Consider the following 20,919-nt stretch of genomic DNA (forward strand, 5'->3'; position numbering starts at 1 on the left):
AACCATAAAAAAGAACCCCATTTCATTGTTTTCTAGTCAAAAACAATTTAACACAAGGGGTTCTTTTTTTCATTATATAAATTTTTCCATGTCAACCTGTAATTATTTCTTTAATGCAACACTAGTACCCTAAGAGCCTATTTTTATTTATTGACTATTCACTGATTTTCTTGGATTTCTCTGTGCATACTCTAATAGCTTCAATAATACTTGATTTAAATCCCATTTCTTCTAATTTAGCCACTGCTTCTATTGTTGTACCCTTCGGTGAACATACATTGTCTTTTAACTCTCCTGGATGAATTCCTGTTTCTAAAACCATTTTAGCTGCACCTAAAACTGCTTGAGCTGCCATTTTATATGCTTGTTTTCTTGGTATCCCCTGCATTACTCCACCATCTGCCATGGCTTCTATCATCATATATACATAAGCAGGAGATGAACCACATAAAGCACTAAATCCATCCATAAGACTTTCTTCTAATATTTCTGTTTTACCAAAACTATTAAATATATTTATTATTTCATCCTTTTGATTTCCATTTATTCCTTTATCTAATACTAAGGCTGTTATTCCCTCACCTACCATAGCTGGAGTGTTGGGCATTGTTTTAACTACTAGTATATCCTCTCCCAAATTTCTCTTCATATAATCCATACTTATTCCTGCTGCTATGGTAATAACTATGGTTTCTTTTCTGACTTCTCTTTTTATTTCTTTTAAAACTATATCATACATATAAGGTTTTACTGCTAATATTAAATAGTCTACTTTTCTCGCTACTTCTTTATTATCTAAGGTAGTTTTTATACTATATTCTTTTTCTATTTTCTCCAAAGTATCCTTAGTCTTCGCTGAAGCCAATATATTCTCAGGAAGAATTAATTTTGACTTTATTAATCCTCCCATTATTGCTTTAGCCATATTTCCACATCCTATAAATCCTATTGTCTTATTCATTTTTACCTCCTTATTTAATAAATGTCAAATACTTATTTACTATCTAATATACCATAATATAAGAATTTATATATAGAAATATATAATATGACTTTCTCCAATAAAATACCATATTGATTTCAACCATTGACAAAAGATTTAGTTTGTGAATATAATGAATTACAGATTATAGTTTTCTGTTAATTCTGATATTATTGTGTTTATTAAATATATAATACATAGTTCTCTATTTCTTGTAAAGAAGGTGATTTGATTGAAAAAGAGAAAACCCCTATATATTTTCTTAATGGTCTTATTCATTCTCTTTATTGATTTTAATTTAGAGTATACAATAAATTATATGAAACATTTATTTCAAATAAAATCTGAATTTAGTACTCTATTATACAATTATAATAGTTTTAGTGAAGAACTGCCCATAATTAATAATAATCATCATAATATTAAAGTAGATTTGATTGAAAAAAACAAAGCAATATCAGATATTGAATATTTACTTAGTTTATTGAAATATGGGTATGCAGGATATGAGTTCTTTGGAGGAGACAATACCTTTGATATTGCTAAAAAAAATATGATATGGTCCATTAAAGAGATTATAGGAAACAATATTTCTAGAGAAGCTTTTTTAAATATTATATTATCTGAACTAAACTTTATACAAGATTCCCATTTTGCTGTGGACAACCATACACTATGTACTTATACTAAATATTTTAGTACAAATAAAATAAGTTTTCTTAGGGATAATAAGGGACTTTATACTTCTATTGACAATAAAAGATACTATTTAAAAAGAATCAATAATGAAACTCCTTGACATTACATGAGAAAATCCTTGGATGAGGATGGAAATATTGTTTATAGTTTAGGAATCTTATCTAATGAGGATAGTACTTCCATACCTATAGACCTATTGTTAGAATCTGATAGCTTGGTTTTAAAGAAAAGAATTAGTCTATTTGAATACATACCTTTATATAAAGAAATTAGTAGCAGTTATAAACATTATGAGATAGAAAATATTCCTATTATACAAGTAAATTCTCTATCTAGAATTAAAGCTTCCGATAATTCTATAGATGATTTTATAAATGATAGCAAAGTTCTTAGAGGAAAAGATACTATAGTTATAGATTTACGAGGTAATATTGGGGGGAATATGATTAATATAGAAAAGTGGTATGAAGAATTTTTTGGAACCAAACTTAGAAAAGATATAGTTGAATCTGGTTTATATACAAATACTAGTATTGATTTATCTAGGCATAAATTTGAATCAAAGGAAAATGAGCCAGATAATGTTAAAGATGATTGTTTAGAAATAATATCACAATATGAAAGTCAAAAATATTTTCCTGGATGGAGTCCCATAGAATATGCAGATTTTAAACCCATGGATAATAAAACAAATATATTTGTACTAATGGATAAAAAAACATCTTCTGCATCAGAATTTCTTATATATTATCTCAAAAAATTAGATAATGTAACTTTAATAGGTACAAATTCAAATGGATGTATGCTAACAGGTAATTGTAATTCAGCTGTTCTTCCTAACTCAAATATTCCCATTTATATATCTCATAAGATATATATTAGCAAAGACTTCCAAAATATTGATGGTTTAGGAATTCTTCCTGATTTATGGGTTAAACCTGAGGAGTCTTTAGATAGAATAATTAAATATATTAAAAAAGTATCTTAAACTCTTAGTTCAAGATACTTTTTCATCTTATTTTGTTGCCATTGGATCTGATAACATATGATAGCCTCCAGTGCTTGCCATAGTTATCATTACTGCATTTATAACCGCCAATACAATTCCCTCTATACCACTGCTGCCTCTTTTAAATACAAGAGTTAATATCAATGCAATAAAAAAAGAATAAAATCTAACGGACGAATCTCCAAACTTCTTTTTAACTATTGATTTGGTAAATTGTACTATAACTGTCACAGCAGTTGTAAGTCCTACAAATGTGGTTAAAATATCTGCACTCATAAAATCATCAAACAATTTTATCCCCCCTAAGAATATCCTTATAATGATATTATGCTTGTATTAGAGGGGCTATTCCTATTAATCTCTCATTCCATAAATTTTTCCTACTGGTAATGTAAACATAAGTCCTACTCCTGGCTTTTCCATATCCCCCAATACTTCTTTTACAATATTAACTGCCTTATCTAAAATTTCATCATCTTCTATTACAGTAAATATTGTTTTATTATAAGGTCTAGCATCATCACGTAAGTTTCTTAGAACGCCAAAAAAAGGTATATCTTTTCCACCATTTAATAATGCACTTCCCATTCCTTGGCTATCTAATATAGTTGCCCCTTTTACTCCCACCTCTACAAATCCATCTAAAATTTCATCTAAATACTCCGTTTCATTAAGAACTAAAAATAAAATATTCATATACATACCTCCTTTAGTCTTTACGTCCTTTGTACTTTTTTCTTTTCCCTTTTTAACATACCATTTACTTCTCCTGCCTTTGTAATTGCAATCTTCGCTAGTATTGGTCCTATTATTTCATATATCAATACACTAAATAATATTACAGTAATTATAGAATCACTAAGTTCAGGCAATTCTTTTTTTACTATCATAGATAGACCTATGGAAATTCCACCTTGAGTCAATAAACTCATACCTAAATATTTGACTATTTTCTCCTCGGAACCTACTGCCTTGGCTCCCAAAGTTGCTCCTATATATTTTCCGCTTGCTCTGGCTATTATATAGCCTATGCCCAATATCCCAACAGAGGATAATACCTTTATATTTAAACTAGCCCCTGCAACAGTAAAAAATAATAGATTAATAGGTGGAGTAAACTCATTTATTGAGTTAAATACTCTAAAGGAATTTTGCTTCAAATTAACTAAAGTAGCTCCTACCATCATACAAGTAAGTAATGGTGAAAGATTAAAATAGTTAGCAGCCCCGGAACTCAACAGTATAAATCCTATAGTCATAATAAGTAACTCTTCACTATGTTTTGCTTTTTTAACTACATATGTCATTACTATACCTATAACAAATCCTAAGATAATAGAACCAAATATCTCTATTGTCGGATTGCTTATTATCTTTATTATAGAATATTTTTCTGTCCCAGATAAAATCTTTGACAAAGACAAACAAACTCCAAATACCATAATTCCCAAAGCATCATCTAAAGCGACTATTGGCAATATAGTCTTAGTCAAAGGTCCATTTGCCTTTAATTCTCTAATTACCATTACAATACCTGCTGGTGCTGTTGCTGCTGACATACTTGCTATCATTAAACTAAACTCCATAGCTTGGTTTAAGATAAAATACATCATTATAAACACTATAACAAAAGCTCCAACTACTTCAGCTACAGTTATAAGCAGTACATCTTTACCTACTTTTTTCATATCCTTTAATAAAAATTCATTCCCTATGGAAAATGCAATGGCAGCTAAAGCCATTTCATTAATAATGTTAAAGCTTTCTATATCCATCTCATTTACTAAATTAATAAAAGATGGTCCAATTATTAAACCAGCTACAATATATCCTGATACATTGGGAAGTTTAAAATAATTAGCCAGTCTTCCACCTATAATTCCTATTAAAATGATTATACCCAATTTAAAAAGCAAATCCAATCTAAACATTCCTCCCTATTTTGTTTTTATATGTAAACTCTTTCGAGATTATTAAAATTAAATCCATACAATTTGATATTGAACCCATACACATTATACAGCATAAAAAAAGATAAGTAAACCTAGTTACTTATCTTTTGATAAATTCTCCCTTGGCAATATGTATTGCATCACCTATCATAAAAATTTTATAATCCTTATTTAACTCTATAATTAATTTACCCCCCTCTGTGTTTACATTGACTTTATTATTGAGATTACCTATTATATTTCCTATTACTACAGAAGCACAAGAACCTGTTCCACATCCTAAAGTTCTTCCTGCTCCTCTTTCCCAAGTATAAATATTTATATTATCTTTGTCTATTACTTTTACAAAATTCACATTAGCTTTTTTAGGGAATAAAGGATGAGTTTCTATTTTTTTTCCCAAGTCATTAATGTTTATTTTATCTATATCCTCTATAAATATAACCACATGAGGTACACCTACTGTTAATGCAGAAAATCTATAGTCTTTTCCATTAATTACAATAATTTCTTCTATTACTTTTTCCTTATTTATATTTATAGGAATTTTCTCTCCTTCAAATATTGGATAACCCATATCCACTTTTATCCTATCTGCCTTATTTAGTTCATCAGTTATTATATCTATATATTTTATTCCTGCTAGAGTCTCTATGGATATATTTTTATTTTCAACTATATTATAATCATAAATATATTTAGAAAAAGCTCTGATTCCATTGCCACACATTTCTCCTTGTGAGCCATCTGAATTATAATAAAGCATTTTTACATCTGCTACTCTGCTGCTTTCTACAATCATCATACCATCTGCACCAATACCAAAATGTCTGCTACATACCTTTAAAGCCAATTCATTATGATTTCCGTAATCTTTATTTATCCCATTAAATAAAATAAAATCATTACCTGCAGCTACATACTTATGGAAGTTCAAAGAAATCACTCCTTTTTATGAAAATTTAATATTCTATTAAATCCATCATATCCAATTATAGCCCTCTCAAATATATCTGTAACTTTTTCTACATATAGTTCTGGTTCTTTCATAGCTGTACTAAAATGAGTTAGCAGAAGTTCGTCTACATTACCATCATAAGCTAACTTTCCTGCCTCTGCAAAGGTCATATGCTTATTCTTAATAGCTTTATGTAAATCTTCATTATCTCCATATGTACCTTCACATACAAAAAAAGTGCTGTCCCTTATGAAATCTACTATTTTATCCGTAGGTCTTGTATCTGTAATATAACTTAGTTTTATTCCTTTTCTTTCTTCTCCCAATACCATGCTTGGGTAGTATTCTTGATTATCATATATTATAGTTTCTCCGTTTTGCAGATTTCTCCATATTTCTCTAGGAACCTTATATAATTCTGCTTTTTCTGGATAAAATTTAGGCTTTCTTTTAATATAAAATCCATAGCCTAAACATGGTGCAGAGTGTTCTAACTCCAATGTGGAAATAATCATATTAGCATTAGAGGAAACTTCACTATCAATTTTTGTTCCTTTCGGTGAAATATTGATACCTAAAGGTTCTATGGGATTTTCTATTATATTTATTTCATATGGTAGATTTTTTAATGAAAATATAAGCCCATTTACTATGTCTTGTATCCCTGCAGGTCCTATTATTGTTATAGGTTCTATTCTATCACTATTGCCAATGGTAGAAAGAAGCCCAGGTAAGCCAAATATATGATCTCCATGACCATGAGTTATACATATTATATCTATAGACTTAAATCCTGTTTTCATCTTTCTCATGGCTACCTGAGTGCCTTCTCCGCAATCTATTAGTATTTGTCTTCCATTATACCCTATTACCATAGATGATAAAAACCTTTCTGGCATAGGCATACCTCCACCACTTCCTAATAAGCATATATCAAGCAATAATATCTCTCCTTCAATATTAAAGTAATTTTTGATTATATATAGTATATCCTATCATACTAAAATCTTTTCTACATTATTCAAGGTAAAATAATAGCAATCAAGAGAATATTATCTTGATTGCTATTGTCTCAATTTTATTTAATAATTTATTCTAATTATACTTTCTCTTCTCACCAAACAACTCATCTTTGGAATACATGGCTATCTTATATATATGGTCTGCAATTCTTTCAAGATGGCTTACCATATCTATAAATAGTACCCCCGAATCTACGTTGCAGGTTCCTTCATTTAGTCTTCTTATATGATTTTCTTGGAATCTTTCACTCATTTCATCTACTTCATCTTCTAATTTAATAATCCTATCTATAAGTTCCATATCTCTATTTTTAATGGCAATAATGGTGCTGTTAAATAGCTCAATAATAGTTTTTTCTAATTGCTTTAATTCACTTATGGCAGTATCAGTAAATGATAGATTACCATCTATCTTCTTATTACATAGGGAAGATATTTCAATAACTCTATCTCCTGATCTTTCAATATTATTTATACTACTTATCATAGCTGGTATCATAATAGACTGACTTTCAGTTAATCCTTTTCTTGAAATTTCCACTATATATTTTGTTAATTCTTTCTGCATTTCATTTATAATTGCCTCATTATCTACTACTTCAGTCATTCTCTTTCTATCGTCTGTATACGCTATGTTCATTACATCTAAAACCATATCTTTTAGAATTTCTGTTCCTCTAATAATTTCAGTTCTTGATGCTTCTAAGGCTGCCACAGGAGTATCTAAAAGTAATTTATCTAAATGTACCTTATCATTACTATGGTCTCCTTTTCTTTTAACAACTTTATAAAGAAAATCAACATAATATTTTGTAATAGGTAAGAACAATAAAGCACTTAATAGATTAAATAATGTATGAGCATTGGCAATATATACAGATATATCTGCATTGGCAGTTAAATAGTCTGTAGTAAATATTACTATTTTCATAAATATAGGTAATGTTATCCATGTTATTGCAACTCCAAATATATTATAAAGAGTATGAGCCCATGCAGTTCTTCTTGCATTTATATTTCCTGTCATACTTGCAAGTTGTGCTGTAAAACATGTTCCTATATTATCTCCTAACATTATACAAATTGCTGATTGTAAGTCTATAAGACCTGCTTGACTAAGAACCATTACAAGTCCTACAGTTGCAGCACTACTATGTACCATAGCAGTTACAACTATTCCCAAGATTACTCCTACTACTGGAATAGACGCATATTTGGTAAAGAAATACTTTAAGGCCTCACTTTGTTGCATATATGGAATTCCATCATTAAGTATTTTAAGACCTAAAAACATCATTCCAAAGCCCATCATTGCCTGTCCAATATTTTTTATCTTTTTATTTTTAGCAATATAGTTAATGGCAAATCCTATACCTAGCACTGGAAGAGCTATATCCGTTAATTTAAACTTAAAACTAAATGCCATCAATTGAGCTGTTATTGTAGTTCCAATATTAGCCCCATAAATAATACCTACTGCTTGAGGAAGTTTCATAAGACCAGAGTTAACAAAGCCAACTGTTAATACTGTAACTGCTGTACTACTCTGGACTATTGCCGTTACAAAAGTACCTACTAAAAACGCACTCCATACCTTACCAGTTAATACTGTAAGGATTTTTTTCATGGTTTCTCCAGATGCCTTTTCAAGACCATCTCCCATCATATCAACACCATACATCAATAAAGCTGTTCCACCAATAAGCCCAAATATTAGCTCTTCCATTTGCTTTCCTCCAATTTAATAACCTAATAGTTAGTTTTTTTCTTATGTTCTTAAAAATATATTATAAAAATCTCACAATAACAATTTTATCAGCAAAGTTTTATAAATACAATATAAATTATTTAGATTAGCGAACTATTAAAAATTATAACCTTTATTTTTGCTATTATACTATCTTTCTAGTATAATAAAAATTCGGATTTCAAACCCCATAAATAAAAAAATCAGAACATTTCCATTGGTTATAAAAAAATAGATACGATGGCTATCGAAATTATTTTCAATAATCATCGTATCTATTTATCTTGCAGATGGCTTAAAATTACATCTGGTACACCTGAGAGGGCTCGAACCCCCAACCCCCTGATCCGAAGTCAGGTGCTCTATCCAATTGAGCTACAGGTGCAGATAATATTATATATAAAAAAAATTGGCATCAGCCAATTTTATGTATGGTGCGGGAAAGAGGACTTGAACCCCCACGTCAATGACACTAGATCCTAAGTCTAGCGCGTCTGCCAATTCCGCCACTCCCGCATATAGCCTCTAGGGCTATTATTGGTGATCCATCCGCGACTCGAACGCGGGACACCCTGATTAAAAGTCAGGTGCTCTACCGACTGAGCTAATGGATCATGATTATTTGATTCACACCTTGTGAAATTTTATGGGGTGGATGATGGGATTCGAACCCACGACCTCCAGAGCCACAATCTGGCGCCATAACCAACTAGGCCACACCCACCATAATTTTATTTCCTTGGCGCACCTAGGAGGATTTGAACCCCCGGCACACGGATTAGAAGTCCGTTGCTCTATCCAACTGAGCTATAGGTGCAAGCTTTTTATGATCCAGTTGGATTCATTATGACTATCAATTTACTTTAGAGCTAAAAAATTAAAATCCTTATAGCCCAAATATCTTGCTTGTCTCAAGGTTGTTGTCCAAGTAATATTAACTCGCTAACAATTTAAAATTATAGCAGGTTTAAAATATAAAGTCAACACTATTTTATAAATTTATTTTAATTATTTTAGTCTTTATTTCTTCATCAATGTCTAAAATACCAAAAGTCCTGATTCTTTCAGTAGTTCTAGGTAGAAAAGCACTTCCAGGATTCATGATGGTTATACCTTCTTCTTTTTCTATCATAGGTATATGAGTATGACCAAATAATACTAGGTCTGCCCCTAATTCCAGCCCTTTATAGTATAATTTGATTACCCCATTTTCAACATTATATTTATGACCGTGGGTTAAGAATATTTTTTTATTTTTTATTTCTATTATCTCATCCTCTTTATATTTTGTATTAAAATAGTCTCCATTACCTTTTACAATTATACTTTCTATTCCTAAAGATTTAGATATCTTTTCTCCATCATCTACATAATCTCCTAGATGAAATAACATATCAGGCTTTTCCATGTCCAGTAATGTTTCTAAAACATATTTATTATTTCCATGAGTATCACTAACTACTGCTATTTTCATACTAATCTTACTCCTATTATTTCTTTTATTACTTTTTTCATTTCATCTAATGCTTTTGCTCTATGACTTATTTTATTTTTAATATCTTCTCCAAGCTCTGCAAAGGTTTTATTATAACCATTAGGTGTAAATAATGGGTCATATCCAAAGTCATTGTTTCCTTCTTCCTTAAAGCCTATGGTGCCTTTACATTGCCCTTTAACTACTATCAGTTCCTTGTCCTCTGTAACTAAAGCTATTACTGCCTCAAACTTAGCAGTTCTATTTTCTAAAGGCACATCTTTTAAGGTTTCTAAAAGCTTTTGATTATTTTTCTTATCATTTCCCTCTTCTCCTGCATATCTTGAAGAGTAAACTCCAGGTTCTCCATTTAATATATCTACAAATAGTCCTGAATCATCTGCTAGAACCATATAATCTAATTTTTCAGCTAATGTCTTAGCTTTTTTTATACTATTTTCTTCTAAAGTATTTCCATCTTCTACTACCTCTAAGTCCCCCAATCCTACATCATGCTTTGTTACTACTTCTATTGGCAAATCTTTTAATATATTTTTTATTTCTTCAACTTTATGTTTATTTCCAGTTGATAATACAAGTTTTCTTTTATTCATCTTATAACTCCTTTAATTTTAATTATTATATTATTTTATCAAAAATATAATATTTTATCTATAAATAAACAATAAAAGAATTTTGTAACATTTTTAATAGGTTTGCATAAACTAAATTTAATAAAATAAAAAGGTGAGCAACGCTCACCTAATGTACGTAATTCATAATTTATCATTCATAATTTGCTATCTCCTAATATTCATTGGCAAATACTGGAATTGTGGTGTTTATTATTTCTCCATCTATAAGTAATTCTACAGTTTCTATTTCTGAAAATTGACTTAATGTTAAGCCTATATTTTTTATTATGTCACTAAATGTATCATCACTGGCTGTATCCATATTATCATAGGATATATCCACATATGCAGTACCGTCTTTTACTTCTACTCCGTGTAACATAACATCCTTTGGTATATCGGAGAATAACCCAATATCTACTGGAGGACCATCAAATAATAAATCCAATGCTGAATATACATTTGCTACTGGTGCAAGAGTAGGTATGGTTACTGGCACAAAATATTCATACTCTTCATTATTCATCCCCTTATAGTATACTACAACCTTTGAACGTCCTTCTTCTAAACTGCCAACTAAATTAATATTTTCTCGTGCCAATGGCTGACTAATATTTCCTCCATAAGTCATTGAAGGTAATGCTTTTCCGCCAACTAATATTTGTACTTCACTAATAGCTGGAAATTCTGTTAGTGTATATACTACACCTTTAATAAAACTTTCCTCATCTTTTTCAGATTGATTGTTTAGAACATTTTCAGAAAAGTCTATTTTACATAGTCCTGTATCTTCATTTATAGACATTCCCAAAATCTCTGTACCTGCTGGTATAACTGGCAATAATCCAGTAGGACTCAACATCTCCCTAAGCTCTGCACTATCAACCATATTATTAAGTGTTACTTTTGCAATTCCTTCTTCCCAAGGTATCCTCTTCATTACAGGAACTAAATAACCATCTGCATCTTTAAAGTACATTACTGTCTTTCTTATACCTTCTTCTTCAGTTAAAACCACTTCATTTTCATCAGATCTAATTATTTCAATCTCATCATCTTTAGCTGATAACCTATTTTCAATTAGGTTCTTTCCAAAAGTCAATACTGTTAGACCTAAGACTACTATTAGTCCAAATAAAATTATTCTCCTGTTTACTTTTACCATCGTCAACCCTCCTAGTTCATACTAGTACATTATATTAGAGGAGTTGTCAGACTATGAATAATTTATATTTAAAATTTGAAAAAAGCAAGGATAACCTTGCTTTTTAGTGTTCTTCAAAATATTTTTGTATTCCTTTTATTATGCCAGATACTATTTTGTATTGGTACTCTTCATTAAATAATAGCTGTTCTTCTTGTGCATTGGATAAGAAACCTGTTTCTACTAACACAGCTGGCATTTTAGTTTCTCTAAGTACTACTAGATTTGGTCTTTGAATTATACCTTTATCTACTGCTCCTGTTTCCTTTAGTATCTCTTCCATTATGGCTTTAGCAAAAGGATGTTGATCTACTTCTTTTATGCTAGATTTAGTAGCAGGACAATATAATATTTGAACTCCTGCTATGGACCTATTATCATGAGCATTCCCATGGATACTTACAAATAAGTCAGCATTATTATCATTGGCAATTCTAGCTCTTTCGTATAAGTCTATAAATTCATCTGTATCCCTAGTCATTACAGTATTGTAACCTAGTTCCTGTAATTTTTCATTTAATTTCAACGATACACTAAGGTTCAAATCCTTTTCTCTTCTACTGGCTACCGATAATGCTCCAGGGTCTTTTCCACCATGTCCTGCATCTATGACTATTAGGTTTCCTAAAGGATTATAATTTGAATCTCTTTTTAATAATAAAGAAATTTTATTATCTACATCACTAGATAATAAAGTATATTCTATTGATTTTGTAAACTTAATAAGTAATCTAGTATAATGCTCGTCTTTGACTACTTCTAACTCATCTACAAATCCATCCTTTACTGAAGCTTTACCTTCAGCTAACTCTACTTTGTTACTTGGAATATCTATTTGTATTAATCTCTTGTCTGAATTATAGTTTACAGCATAATATGTTTCTTCTAAGTCTAATATTGTAAACATCTTTTCTTGTCCTGAAGAAGTATAAGAAATATTCTCCCATAATGATTTTTCGGGATAAACTATTATTTTGTTACCATCATAGTCTATCTTTATATTGGAATCGGCAACTCCTTCTTTTATATCTAAAACCACCCTAACTATTCTGTCATCAGCACTATAATTATTATCTCCATTAAACTGTGAAACCCTAACCCCTTTAATAAATCCTAGTTCATAGTCATAACTGTAAGTAGTACCCACTAAGTTAGAGTCCATTATATCTAAGACTAATCTTTCTGGGTTTTGTAGTTTCATAGTATTTATTTTAGGTTGAGAAGTGGAATTGATTACAATTGCCTCTTTTCCATTGACAAATTCTTTTGCAATTGATTTTACTTCATTATAGGATACTACAACATCAGACTTATTATCAAAGGATACAGTTATATTTTTCCCATTATCCTCTGAAGCGATATTATATTTTATTTTATCCTTCAATGTAAGTATTACCCTAGTGATACTAGGATCTGTTGAAAACTGTGAATATTCTACTTTATCAATAATACTGTCGTTTGTATTTATAACTCCTGATGTAGTATTATTTACAAGTATCTTTGAATCATTAATATCGATTACAAGCTTATTACTGTCTTCTATAAATACTGTTTCGTATTTTATAGATTTGTTGCTTTTTATAACTAGTTTATTCTTATTTGTACTTCCCTTTTCTAAAGATATGCTATTTACCAATGCTTCATTAGTGTTTATATATGGAGCATCTTTTGCACTATCCCAGCCAACTTCATATCCAAATACATCAGTTACAAACTTTAAAGGAATCATGGTTCTTGAATCTTTTCCATCTACTTTAGCTAATCTTGGAATAGCAAATTTATCTAAATTTACTTTCTTACCATTGATTATAGCTACATTGCTGTCTATGGTAAATTTACCTTCTTTGTCTCCATGAGTTACTGTAGCCGTTTTAGTTTTTTGATCCCAACCTACTTCAGCACCATAACTTTCTGATACAAATCTAATAGGCACTAATGTCCTATCACTATAAACAAAGGAGGGAAATTCTGTATTTATTGCTTGTCCATCCATAATAATAGGTACTGGTTTTACAGAAACCTTAGTACCATTTATACTTACTTGAATCTTATTACCTGCTGCTGCATATCCTATTTGACTAAAGATAAATAATAGTACAAATAAGGGTAGTATTACCTTCCATTTTTTCATTCATCTACCTCCTTGTGTCTCTAACTCTTTTGAATAGCTTGTATATTTTATTTATATCATTTATTGGATTATTATGTCAACGAATTCTAGGTTTTGTAATGATAATGTAATATTATTGAGTTAAAGATAAAGCCTTGTATAACTCATCACTTTGAGGTGGCTCTATTGCTATGGTCTCTCCATCTTTTTCCAAGGTAATTCCTTTATCTATTACCTCTCCAATAACAGTAACTTTAATTCCTTCCTCATTTAATTTTTCCCCAATTTCTACGATTTTTTCTTCTTCTGCAATAATTAACATTGAGCCACTTGAAATAAGTCTATATAAATCTATATTTATTAGATTTGCAATTTCTCTAGTTTCATCTTTTACTGGAATTAAGTTTTCTACTACTTTGATTCCCTTACCAGTAGCCTTAGAAGCCTCCCAAACTGCTCCTAAAACTCCTCCTTCAGTAATATCGTGCATATATCTGACTCCTATATTTCCACAGATTATTCCTTCCTTAACCACACTAAGCATACTATCCATATTCTTTGCACTTTCCAATTTCTCTTTCTCCAATTTATAAATCAATTCTTCCTCTAGTTCCTTTGCAATTATGGATGTCCCCTCTATTCCTGCATATTTAGTTATTAAAACTTTATCTCCAACTTTTATTTCTTTAGGATTAGGCAGTTTTTCCCTAGGTTGTTTTCCTATAACTGTTGTGCTAATTACAATTCTGTTTACAGCATCTGTAATTTCAGTATGACCTCCCATTATTTCAACATTGATTTCTTTAGCAACTTCTCCAGCCTCTTTCATAATATTTTCTATATCCTTTTCAGTAGTACTTGGCGGTGCTAATATTGTAAGCATTACACCTATAGGTTCTGCCCCTGCAGTTGCTACATCATTACATGAAATATGTACAGCCAGCTTTCCAATATCCTTAGTTGCACCTGTAATTGGATCTGTACTCATTACACATAAATCATTGCCAAAGTCAATTACAGCACTGTCTTCTCCTACTGCTGCTTTTACCAATACTTCTTTCCGTTTATTCTTTATATTTGATAAAACTATTTTTTCTAATACTTCATTAGGCAATTTTCCAATTTCCATTTCCGAACCTCCCAAATATTTGTCTCTATATATTCTAACATATGGGAAACACTTTTTATACAATATGGATACACTTTTAGATATTTCCATAATAAAATATGCTCCTTTACAGTATACAGTTTTTGCTAACCTAACTACATACTATAAAGGAGCATATTATTTAATAATCTTTATTATATTAAAGTTTTCAATTCTGCTAATATACTTCTACACTCTTTATCATTCATAATTCTAAATTTTGCTATATCACGAATCCTATCATTTTGGTCAACTATACTTTCACTATCTATATTTCCAATATCCGACTCACTAATTTCCTTCATAAAATAATCATCTGCTGCTTTCCTTAGTGACTGTTCATCATAAGTTACTTTATTTGAAGCATCTGAGAATTCTTTTACTACGGCTCTGGCTAATGATGCAATGACATATACCCTCCCAACAAAATGACTTTCATATTCAGGGTACTCAATATCTCCTAATGATTTTTTGTCATAGGCACTTTGAATTAAAGGCTTTATAGTATCAAAAAACTCTTTATCAAATTTTAAAACTCTTTTATCCATAGTATCGTCATGAAAAATTGGATTAGTTACCAAAAATCCATCTCCAACAGCAACTCCATTTAAGTACCTTTCAATTACAGCTGTTATCAACCTATCTAAATCTATAAAAGAATAATCTGGATTGGAATTGTACGCATAATTATTAGTCTTTTCTACTTCTTTTTCTTTAATCTCATGACTTTTTGTGCTACTATTTACTTTTATTGACTCATAAGCTGTATTTATTCTATTTATCATGTTGTTTCTCCTATCTAGCATCAATCTTTATATCATAGCTTACTTGATCCCAAGAACTACTAAGTAAACTTAGCTTTACAAAATAATCTCCTTCTGAAGCATTTCGAGCAGTGACAACTTGTTGAATTCCATCACTAATTCCGCCAGAAACGCGTGTCATAGTTCCATTACTATTTTGACGATAAATTTCAATATTTACTTTTCCCCTAGTGGATATATTGAATAAAGTAACATCTATATTTCCATAATTCCTATGACTATAGTAATAATAGTCAACTGAGTCATAACCTCTATCTAACTTACCTCTTTTCCATTGTGTATTAGCTTTTAATTTATTATTTTGTTTTGCTTGTGCTGGTGTGTCATTTGGTTCAACTTCATACATTCCACTCATTACACTAATATTCTTATTTGTTTTATCTGCAACATTAGCACCTTCAGCGAAAACTGTTGTACTTGTTACTAATAAAATCATCACTACTAATAAAACCATACTTTTTTTCCTCATATCCCTTTTCCCCCTCTTTAATATTTTTAAGGTTCTGTCAATGGTTTCTTCATGTTATAAATTCATTACCCATATATATATCCATTAATCAATTTATTTGAAAATAAAAAATATTTTACGGTTATATTTTAATAATATTTAAATTTGTTTTGGAAAAAATAAAGATAATTGACTGAAAGGGAGGTTTTTGCTTTGATGATACCTTGTTCTGAAAAATGTTTGTATGAGAAAGATGGATTGTGTGATTTAAAAACAGTTATTCCACAATCTAGCACTCCTACTCCTGATTGCCCTTATTTTACTGAAAGGGAAAGTAAAAACAAATCGTAGACTCTCTAAAATTAAAAGTACCAAAAGTCAATTCTTTAACTTTTGGTACTTTTAATTTTAATAATATCTCATACTATGAATTAGCAACTTCCATATTAAGTTCGCCTTCTTGTTTTGCTATTACTGCTGTACAAACCGCATCACCTGTAATATTAGTAACTGTTCTACCCATATCTACAAGTCTGTCTATACCCATAATCAATCCAATTCCCTCTAAAGGCAATCCTATGGATTGCAATACCATAGAAAGCATTATAGTTCCAGCTCCAGGCACTCCAGCTGTACCTATGGATGCCAATGTAGCAGTGAGTATTACTGTAAGCATCATTCCAGTAGTTAATTCATATCCATAAACTTGAGCTATGAAAAACACTGCTATACCTTGCATTATGGCAGTACCATCCATGTTAATAGTTGCTCCCAATGGAATAGTAAAAGATGCAATATTCTTTGAAATCCCCAATTCTTTCTCTGCTATTTCTAAAGAAACTGGAACTGTAGCATTACTACTGGCTGTTGAAAATGCCACTGACATAGCTGGAAAAAATTTCTTATAAAACTTCATCGGTGATAAGTTTGTCAATCCCTTTAGAAGACCTCCATATATAAAGAACATATGAATTATTAGTCCTAGATATACAGTAAGTATATACTTAATTAAAGGCAGTAAACCTGTATATCCTACAGTAGCAAATGTCCTTGCTATAAGCCCAAATACACCTATTGGTGCAAATTTCATTACTATTTCTACTAATTTCATTATAAGATCATTTAAGTTATCAAATAACTTTATCAGTAATTCAGCTTTTTTACCTAGTAAAGATAATCCCACTCCTGTCAATATGGCAAATACAATAATTTGTAACATATTTCCTTCAGCCATGGCAGCAATCGGATTTCTTGGTACCATTTCGTACAATATCTGAATAAGTGGTACCTTTTCATTTATTATAGGATCTACAGTCTCTATGGCTGACATATCTAACCCCACTCCAGGTTTCAAGAAAAAACCTAGTATCAGTGCTATAATCACAGCTAATGCAGTAGTAGTTAAATAAAATCCTACGGTTTTGACACCTACTCTACCTAGTTTTTTCACATCTCCCATACTGGCAGCACCATTTACTAATGATACGAAAACTAAAGGAACTACAAGCATCATTATTGCTCTTAAAAACATTTGACCTACTAATTGGAATACTCCATCAATTAAAATTTTATCCTTAACAACTCCATTAGGTAATTGAAAAACTATAATTCCAGTAATCAATCCAAGTAAAAGTCCTATAAGTACCTTTGATGTAAGGCTTATTTTTTTCTTAGACATAATATCCCCCCTAAAATATTTTATACTATATAAATTATAGATATTATTAGTAATAATATCTTATTCTGAATATTTTTTCAAGTTTTAATTATCGGAATAAACTTTGATATAAAAAAATAGATGGAAAACTCCATCTATCTTTCATTTATCATCTCTATTAACATTTTATTTACCATTTGAGGATTTGCCTTGCCTTTTGATGCTTTCATTATTTGTCCTACTAAAAATCCTATGGCTCTATCTTTACCATTTTTATAATCAATAATAGATTGTTCATTTTCATCTAGGACTTTTGATACTATTTCCTTTAAAGCACCTTCATCACTTATTTGAACTAATTCTTGTTCTTTAATTATAGTTTCTGGCTCTTTCCCTGTGTCAAAGATTTCCTTTAATACTTTTTTACCTGTGTTATTGTTGATTTTTCCGTCTTTCACAATTTTTATTAAATCTCCCAAAGATTTTGGTGTAAGCTTAGTGTCTTGTATTTCTATTTCTTCATCTTTTAATCTTCTTAGGACATCTCCCATAATCCAGTTGCTAACTAACTTTGAATCATCTATATATTTAATAGTCTCTTCAAAGAAAGTAGCTAAGTCTTTAGATGCCGTTAATACTCCTGCATCATATTCTGAAAGGTCATAGTCTTTTATAAATCTTTCTTTCTTATGGTGAGGTAACTCTGGAAGATTATTTTTTATTTCATCTACCCATGAATCTTCTAAAACTATTTCTGCAAAGTCTCCGTCTGGCGCATATCTATAGTCTGCAACTGTGCCTTTTGCTCTCATGGATATGGTTTCACCTTTTACTTCATCCCATCTTCTAGTTTCCTTAACTGTGTTTTCGCCTTTTTGTAAAAGCTCTATATGTCTTTTCTCCTCATACTCCATAGCTTTTACTGCACCTCTAAAGGAGTTTAAATTTTTTATTTCTGTAATATTGGTTTTATTTCCTGTCTCACTATCTACTATATTTATATTTACGTCACATCTAAGAGAACCTTCTTCCATTTTACAATCTGAAACTTCAATATACTTTAAAGTTGATCTTAGATTTTCAAGGAATTGTCTTGCTTCCTCTGGTGTATTCATTTCTGGTTTTGTAACTATTTCTATAAGAGGTACACCTGCTCTATTATAGTCAATTAAAGTGTCTCCCTCTGTTGTATGAGTTTGTTTACCTGTATCTTCTTCTATATGGATTCTTTCTAGGTGAACCTTTTTAGTTCCTTCTTCTGTTTCTATTTCTATATGTCCACCTTCACATAAAGGTATGTCATCTTGAGAAATTTGATAACCTTTAACTAAATCTGAATAAAAATAATTTTTTCTATCCATTCTAGTATGAGTATTTATTTTACAATTAAGTGCAATTCCTGCTCTTATGGCATATTCTATTGCTGTTTTATTTATAACTGGAAGAGCACCAGGTAATCCTATACAAACTGGACAGCAATGTGTGTTGGCTTCACCACCAAAGGCATTAGTACAACTACAAAACATCTTTGTCTTTGTCATAAGTTCAGTATGGATTTCAAGTCCGATTATAGTTTTATAGGCCATTTTTTACTCCTCCTTCAAATCCTAGACCTGCTTTAATTATATTTGCTTCTTTAAGTCTATTTCCAATTATTTGTAATCCAACAGGCAATCCTTCTACATATCCACAAGGTATACTCATGGAACAAAGACCTGCTAAATTTACAGGTACTGTAAATAAATCTCCCATATACATAGCTAATGGGTCGTTTACCTTTTCACCTAGTTTAAATGGTAAAACTGGACAAGTAGGAGACAGAATTATATCGTATTTGCTAAAAGCTTTATCAAAATCATTTTTTATAAGTGTTCTTACTTTTAATGCTTTTTTATAATGGTCATCTGCATATCCTCTACTTAATGAATAAGTTCCTAACATTATTCTTCTTTTAACTTCTTCACCAAAGGCTTCTGTTCTTGAATTTATATATAATTCATCTAAAGTATTATATTCTTTTGCCCTATATCCATATTTAACCCCGTCAAATCTTGCTAAGTTTGAGCTAATTTCTGATGTAGATATAATATAGTAAGCTGCTAGTCCATACTCTATATGAGGTAAAGATATTTCTTCTATTTCTGCACCTAAGGATTCAAACATCTTTATTGATTTTGTTATTTCTTCATTGATTCTAGGATCCATGCCCTCATAAGTAAATTCCCTTGGAAGTCCTATTTTCATTCCTTTTAAATAATCTTTATAATCTATTTCTTCTGGGAAACTGCCAAATATTATAGTTCCTTCTGGATTGTTAAATGAAGTGGAATCCTTCTTATCATATCCAGTTATGGCAGACAGCATAAATACTGCATCTCTTACATCTCTTCCAAATACTCCTACTTGGTCTAGTGTATTAGCCATAGAAACTGCACCATATCTTGACACTATACCATAACTAGGTTTTATACCTACAACGTCACAATAAGAGGCAGGTTGTCTAATAGAACCACCTGTATCTGTTCCTAAAGCCAATGCCACTTCTCCTGATTTTACGGCAGCAGCTGAGCCTCCTGAGGACCCTCCAGGTACTCTTTCTGTATCTATAGGATTTTTAGTTGGCCCAAAATATGATGTTTCTGTAGATGAACCCATGGCAAATTCGTCCATATTTGTTTTTCCCATGATTATTCCATCAGCTTCCTTTATTCTAGTAACTACTGTTGCATCATATGGTGGTATGAAATTTTCTAACATCTTAGACCCACAAGTAGTTCTAAGGTCTTTTGTCACTATATTGTCTTTAACTCCTATGGGAAGTCCTGCCAATAGTCCTATCTGTTCTCCATTTTTAATTTTCTCATCTACCTTTTCTGCTGTTTTTAGTGCTTCTTCTTTATTTAAAGTAATAAAAGCATTAATATTTTTCTCAACTTCCTCAATCCTATTAAAATGAGCTGTTACTAATTCTTTACTAGATATTTCTTTTTTAGAAATCTTTTTTCTCATTTCAAATGCTGATAATTTTGTAATATCCATTTTATCACCTCT

General features: G+C 30.5%; 20 protein-coding genes and 5 tRNA genes. 3 read left to right on the forward strand and 22 right to left on the reverse strand.

From position 1 onward, the window contains the following. Window positions 1–154: 154 nt before the first annotated feature. Complete coding sequence (gene proC / locus FYJ83_RS02090; protein ID WP_154438617.1) at window positions 155–961, reverse strand: pyrroline-5-carboxylate reductase; 807 nt, start codon at window positions 959–961, stop codon at window positions 155–157. Between the two features lie 253 nt (window positions 962–1,214). On the opposite strand from proC, the gene FYJ83_RS02095 reads away from it, so the two are divergent. Then, window positions 1,215–1,781 (forward strand): hypothetical protein, encoded by a 567-nt coding sequence (locus FYJ83_RS02095; protein WP_154438619.1) that lies wholly within the window; start codon window positions 1,215–1,217, stop codon window positions 1,779–1,781. A gap of 6 nt (window positions 1,782–1,787) precedes the next feature. After that, on the forward strand, window positions 1,788–2,669 hold the full coding sequence (locus FYJ83_RS02100; protein ID WP_154438621.1) for a S41 family peptidase: 882 nt from the start codon (window positions 1,788–1,790) through the stop codon (window positions 2,667–2,669). A 27-nt stretch (window positions 2,670–2,696) separates the two neighbouring features. Here the strand turns inward: FYJ83_RS02100 and FYJ83_RS02105 are convergent, their stop codons facing one another. The 18 genes from FYJ83_RS02105 to FYJ83_RS02190 form a co-directional block, all read right to left on the reverse strand. Then, a complete protein-coding gene (locus tag FYJ83_RS02105; protein WP_154438623.1) occupies window positions 2,697–2,981 on the reverse strand; it encodes a hypothetical protein in 285 nt (94 codons plus the stop codon). A 63-nt stretch (window positions 2,982–3,044) separates the two neighbouring features. Next, entirely contained in the window at window positions 3,045–3,386 is a 342-nt protein-coding gene (locus FYJ83_RS02110) for a P-II family nitrogen regulator (protein ID WP_154438625.1), read from the reverse strand. A gap of 20 nt (window positions 3,387–3,406) precedes the next feature. Next, window positions 3,407–4,621 (reverse strand): cation:proton antiporter, encoded by a 1,215-nt coding sequence (locus tag FYJ83_RS02115; protein ID WP_216585502.1) that lies wholly within the window; start codon window positions 4,619–4,621, stop codon window positions 3,407–3,409. Window positions 4,622–4,742: 121 nt separating this feature from the next. Further along, entirely contained in the window at window positions 4,743–5,579 is an 837-nt protein-coding gene (gene dapF, locus FYJ83_RS02120) for a diaminopimelate epimerase (RefSeq protein ID WP_154438627.1), read from the reverse strand. Between the two features lie 5 nt (window positions 5,580–5,584). Next, on the reverse strand, window positions 5,585–6,541 hold the full coding sequence (locus FYJ83_RS02125) for a ribonuclease Z (protein WP_154438629.1): 957 nt from the start codon (window positions 6,539–6,541) through the stop codon (window positions 5,585–5,587). 154 nt (window positions 6,542–6,695) lie between these two features. Then, window positions 6,696–8,348, reverse strand: coding sequence for a Na/Pi cotransporter family protein (locus tag FYJ83_RS02130; protein WP_154438631.1), 1,653 nt, complete (start codon window positions 8,346–8,348; stop codon window positions 6,696–6,698). A 329-nt stretch (window positions 8,349–8,677) separates the two neighbouring features. Beyond that, window positions 8,678–8,754, reverse strand: a tRNA-Arg gene (locus tag FYJ83_RS02135). Between the two features lie 47 nt (window positions 8,755–8,801). Continuing rightward, a tRNA-Leu gene (locus tag FYJ83_RS02140) sits at window positions 8,802–8,885 on the reverse strand. Window positions 8,886–8,907: 22 nt separating this feature from the next. Further along, window positions 8,908–8,983: transfer RNA gene (locus tag FYJ83_RS02145), tRNA-Lys, on the reverse strand. Between the two features lie 33 nt (window positions 8,984–9,016). Continuing rightward, window positions 9,017–9,093: transfer RNA gene (locus FYJ83_RS02150), tRNA-His, on the reverse strand. Between the two features lie 16 nt (window positions 9,094–9,109). Next, window positions 9,110–9,186, reverse strand: a tRNA-Arg gene (locus FYJ83_RS02155). 174 nt (window positions 9,187–9,360) lie between these two features. Beyond that, window positions 9,361–9,843, reverse strand: a complete 483-nt coding sequence (locus FYJ83_RS02160; RefSeq protein WP_154438633.1) for a metallophosphoesterase — start codon at window positions 9,841–9,843, stop codon at window positions 9,361–9,363. Beyond that, on the reverse strand, window positions 9,840–10,457 hold the full coding sequence (locus tag FYJ83_RS02165) for an XTP/dITP diphosphatase (RefSeq protein ID WP_154438635.1): 618 nt from the start codon (window positions 10,455–10,457) through the stop codon (window positions 9,840–9,842). Before FYJ83_RS02165 ends, FYJ83_RS02160 begins: the two co-directional genes overlap by 4 nt. A 193-nt stretch (window positions 10,458–10,650) precedes the next feature. Then, the gene (locus tag FYJ83_RS02170; protein WP_154438637.1) at window positions 10,651–11,643 is read right to left on the reverse strand and encodes a GerMN domain-containing protein; all 993 of its coding nucleotides are present in this window, start codon (window positions 11,641–11,643) and stop codon (window positions 10,651–10,653) included. A 103-nt stretch (window positions 11,644–11,746) separates the two neighbouring features. Further along, on the reverse strand, window positions 11,747–13,813 hold the full coding sequence (locus FYJ83_RS02175) for an N-acetylmuramoyl-L-alanine amidase family protein (protein WP_154438639.1): 2,067 nt from the start codon (window positions 13,811–13,813) through the stop codon (window positions 11,747–11,749). A 112-nt stretch (window positions 13,814–13,925) separates the two neighbouring features. Continuing rightward, complete coding sequence (locus FYJ83_RS02180) at window positions 13,926–14,921, reverse strand: AIR synthase family protein (protein WP_154438641.1); 996 nt, start codon at window positions 14,919–14,921, stop codon at window positions 13,926–13,928. 173 nt (window positions 14,922–15,094) lie between these two features. Beyond that, window positions 15,095–15,724, reverse strand: coding sequence for a hypothetical protein (locus FYJ83_RS02185; RefSeq protein ID WP_154438643.1), 630 nt, complete (start codon window positions 15,722–15,724; stop codon window positions 15,095–15,097). Between the two features lie 10 nt (window positions 15,725–15,734). Then, window positions 15,735–16,232 carry a hypothetical protein gene (locus tag FYJ83_RS02190; protein WP_154438645.1) on the reverse strand — a complete coding sequence of 166 codons (498 nt, stop codon included), beginning with the start codon at window positions 16,230–16,232 and terminating at the stop codon, window positions 15,735–15,737. Window positions 16,233–16,424: 192 nt separating this feature from the next. On the opposite strand from FYJ83_RS02190, the gene FYJ83_RS02195 reads away from it, so the two are divergent. Further along, window positions 16,425–16,562: a hydroxymyristoyl-ACP dehydratase gene (locus FYJ83_RS02195; protein ID WP_154438647.1), complete on the forward strand. Its 138-nt coding sequence runs from the start codon at window positions 16,425–16,427 to the stop codon at window positions 16,560–16,562. A 73-nt stretch (window positions 16,563–16,635) separates the two neighbouring features. Here FYJ83_RS02195 and FYJ83_RS02200 read toward each other — a convergent pair whose 3' ends face one another. The 3 genes from FYJ83_RS02200 to gatA all read right to left on the reverse strand — a co-directional run bounded on the left by FYJ83_RS02200 (window position 16,636) and on the right by gatA (window position 20,907). Continuing rightward, window positions 16,636–17,889: a dicarboxylate/amino acid:cation symporter gene (locus FYJ83_RS02200; protein ID WP_154438649.1), complete on the reverse strand. Its 1,254-nt coding sequence runs from the start codon at window positions 17,887–17,889 to the stop codon at window positions 16,636–16,638. A 134-nt stretch (window positions 17,890–18,023) separates the two neighbouring features. Further along, the gene (gene gatB, locus FYJ83_RS02205; RefSeq protein ID WP_154438651.1) at window positions 18,024–19,454 is read right to left on the reverse strand and encodes an Asp-tRNA(Asn)/Glu-tRNA(Gln) amidotransferase subunit GatB; all 1,431 of its coding nucleotides are present in this window, start codon (window positions 19,452–19,454) and stop codon (window positions 18,024–18,026) included. Next, window positions 19,444–20,907 (reverse strand): Asp-tRNA(Asn)/Glu-tRNA(Gln) amidotransferase subunit GatA, encoded by a 1,464-nt coding sequence (gene gatA, locus FYJ83_RS02210; protein WP_154438653.1) that lies wholly within the window; start codon window positions 20,905–20,907, stop codon window positions 19,444–19,446. Before gatA ends, gatB begins: the two co-directional genes overlap by 11 nt. Window positions 20,908–20,919: the final 12 nt, after the last annotated feature.

Origin of the sequence: Tissierella pigra (genome assembly GCF_009695605.1) — a bacterium.
GTDB lineage: Bacteria > Bacillota > Clostridia > Tissierellales > Tissierellaceae > Tissierella > Tissierella pigra.

What these genes read in the sequence shown, in the direction of transcription:
- proC (WP_154438617.1), bottom strand. Translation starts at nt 961, where the DNA reads ATGAATAAGACAATAGGATTTATAGGATGTGGAAATATGGCTAAAGCA.
- FYJ83_RS02100 (WP_154438621.1), top strand. Translation starts at nt 1,788, where the DNA reads ATGAGAAAATCCTTGGATGAGGATGGAAATATTGTTTATAGTTTAGGA.
- FYJ83_RS02110 (WP_154438625.1), bottom strand. Translation starts at nt 3,386, where the DNA reads ATGAATATTTTATTTTTAGTTCTTAATGAAACGGAGTATTTAGATGAA.
- FYJ83_RS02115 (WP_216585502.1), bottom strand. Translation starts at nt 4,621, where the DNA reads ATGTTTAGATTGGATTTGCTTTTTAAATTGGGTATAATCATTTTAATA.
- FYJ83_RS02130 (WP_154438631.1), bottom strand. Translation starts at nt 8,348, where the DNA reads ATGGAAGAGCTAATATTTGGGCTTATTGGTGGAACAGCTTTATTGATG.
- FYJ83_RS02160 (WP_154438633.1), bottom strand. Translation starts at nt 9,843, where the DNA reads ATGAAAATAGCAGTAGTTAGTGATACTCATGGAAATAATAAATATGTT.
- FYJ83_RS02165 (WP_154438635.1), bottom strand. Translation starts at nt 10,457, where the DNA reads ATGAATAAAAGAAAACTTGTATTATCAACTGGAAATAAACATAAAGTT.
- FYJ83_RS02170 (WP_154438637.1), bottom strand. Translation starts at nt 11,643, where the DNA reads ATGGTAAAAGTAAACAGGAGAATAATTTTATTTGGACTAATAGTAGTC.
- FYJ83_RS02175 (WP_154438639.1), bottom strand. Translation starts at nt 13,813, where the DNA reads ATGAAAAAATGGAAGGTAATACTACCCTTATTTGTACTATTATTTATC.
- FYJ83_RS02180 (WP_154438641.1), bottom strand. Translation starts at nt 14,921, where the DNA reads ATGGAAATTGGAAAATTGCCTAATGAAGTATTAGAAAAAATAGTTTTA.
- FYJ83_RS02185 (WP_154438643.1), bottom strand. Translation starts at nt 15,724, where the DNA reads ATGATAAATAGAATAAATACAGCTTATGAGTCAATAAAAGTAAATAGT.
- FYJ83_RS02190 (WP_154438645.1), bottom strand. Translation starts at nt 16,232, where the DNA reads ATGAGGAAAAAAAGTATGGTTTTATTAGTAGTGATGATTTTATTAGTA.
- FYJ83_RS02200 (WP_154438649.1), bottom strand. Translation starts at nt 17,889, where the DNA reads ATGTCTAAGAAAAAAATAAGCCTTACATCAAAGGTACTTATAGGACTT.
- gatB (WP_154438651.1), bottom strand. Translation starts at nt 19,454, where the DNA reads ATGGCCTATAAAACTATAATCGGACTTGAAATCCATACTGAACTTATG.
- gatA (WP_154438653.1), bottom strand. Translation starts at nt 20,907, where the DNA reads ATGGATATTACAAAATTATCAGCATTTGAAATGAGAAAAAAGATTTCT.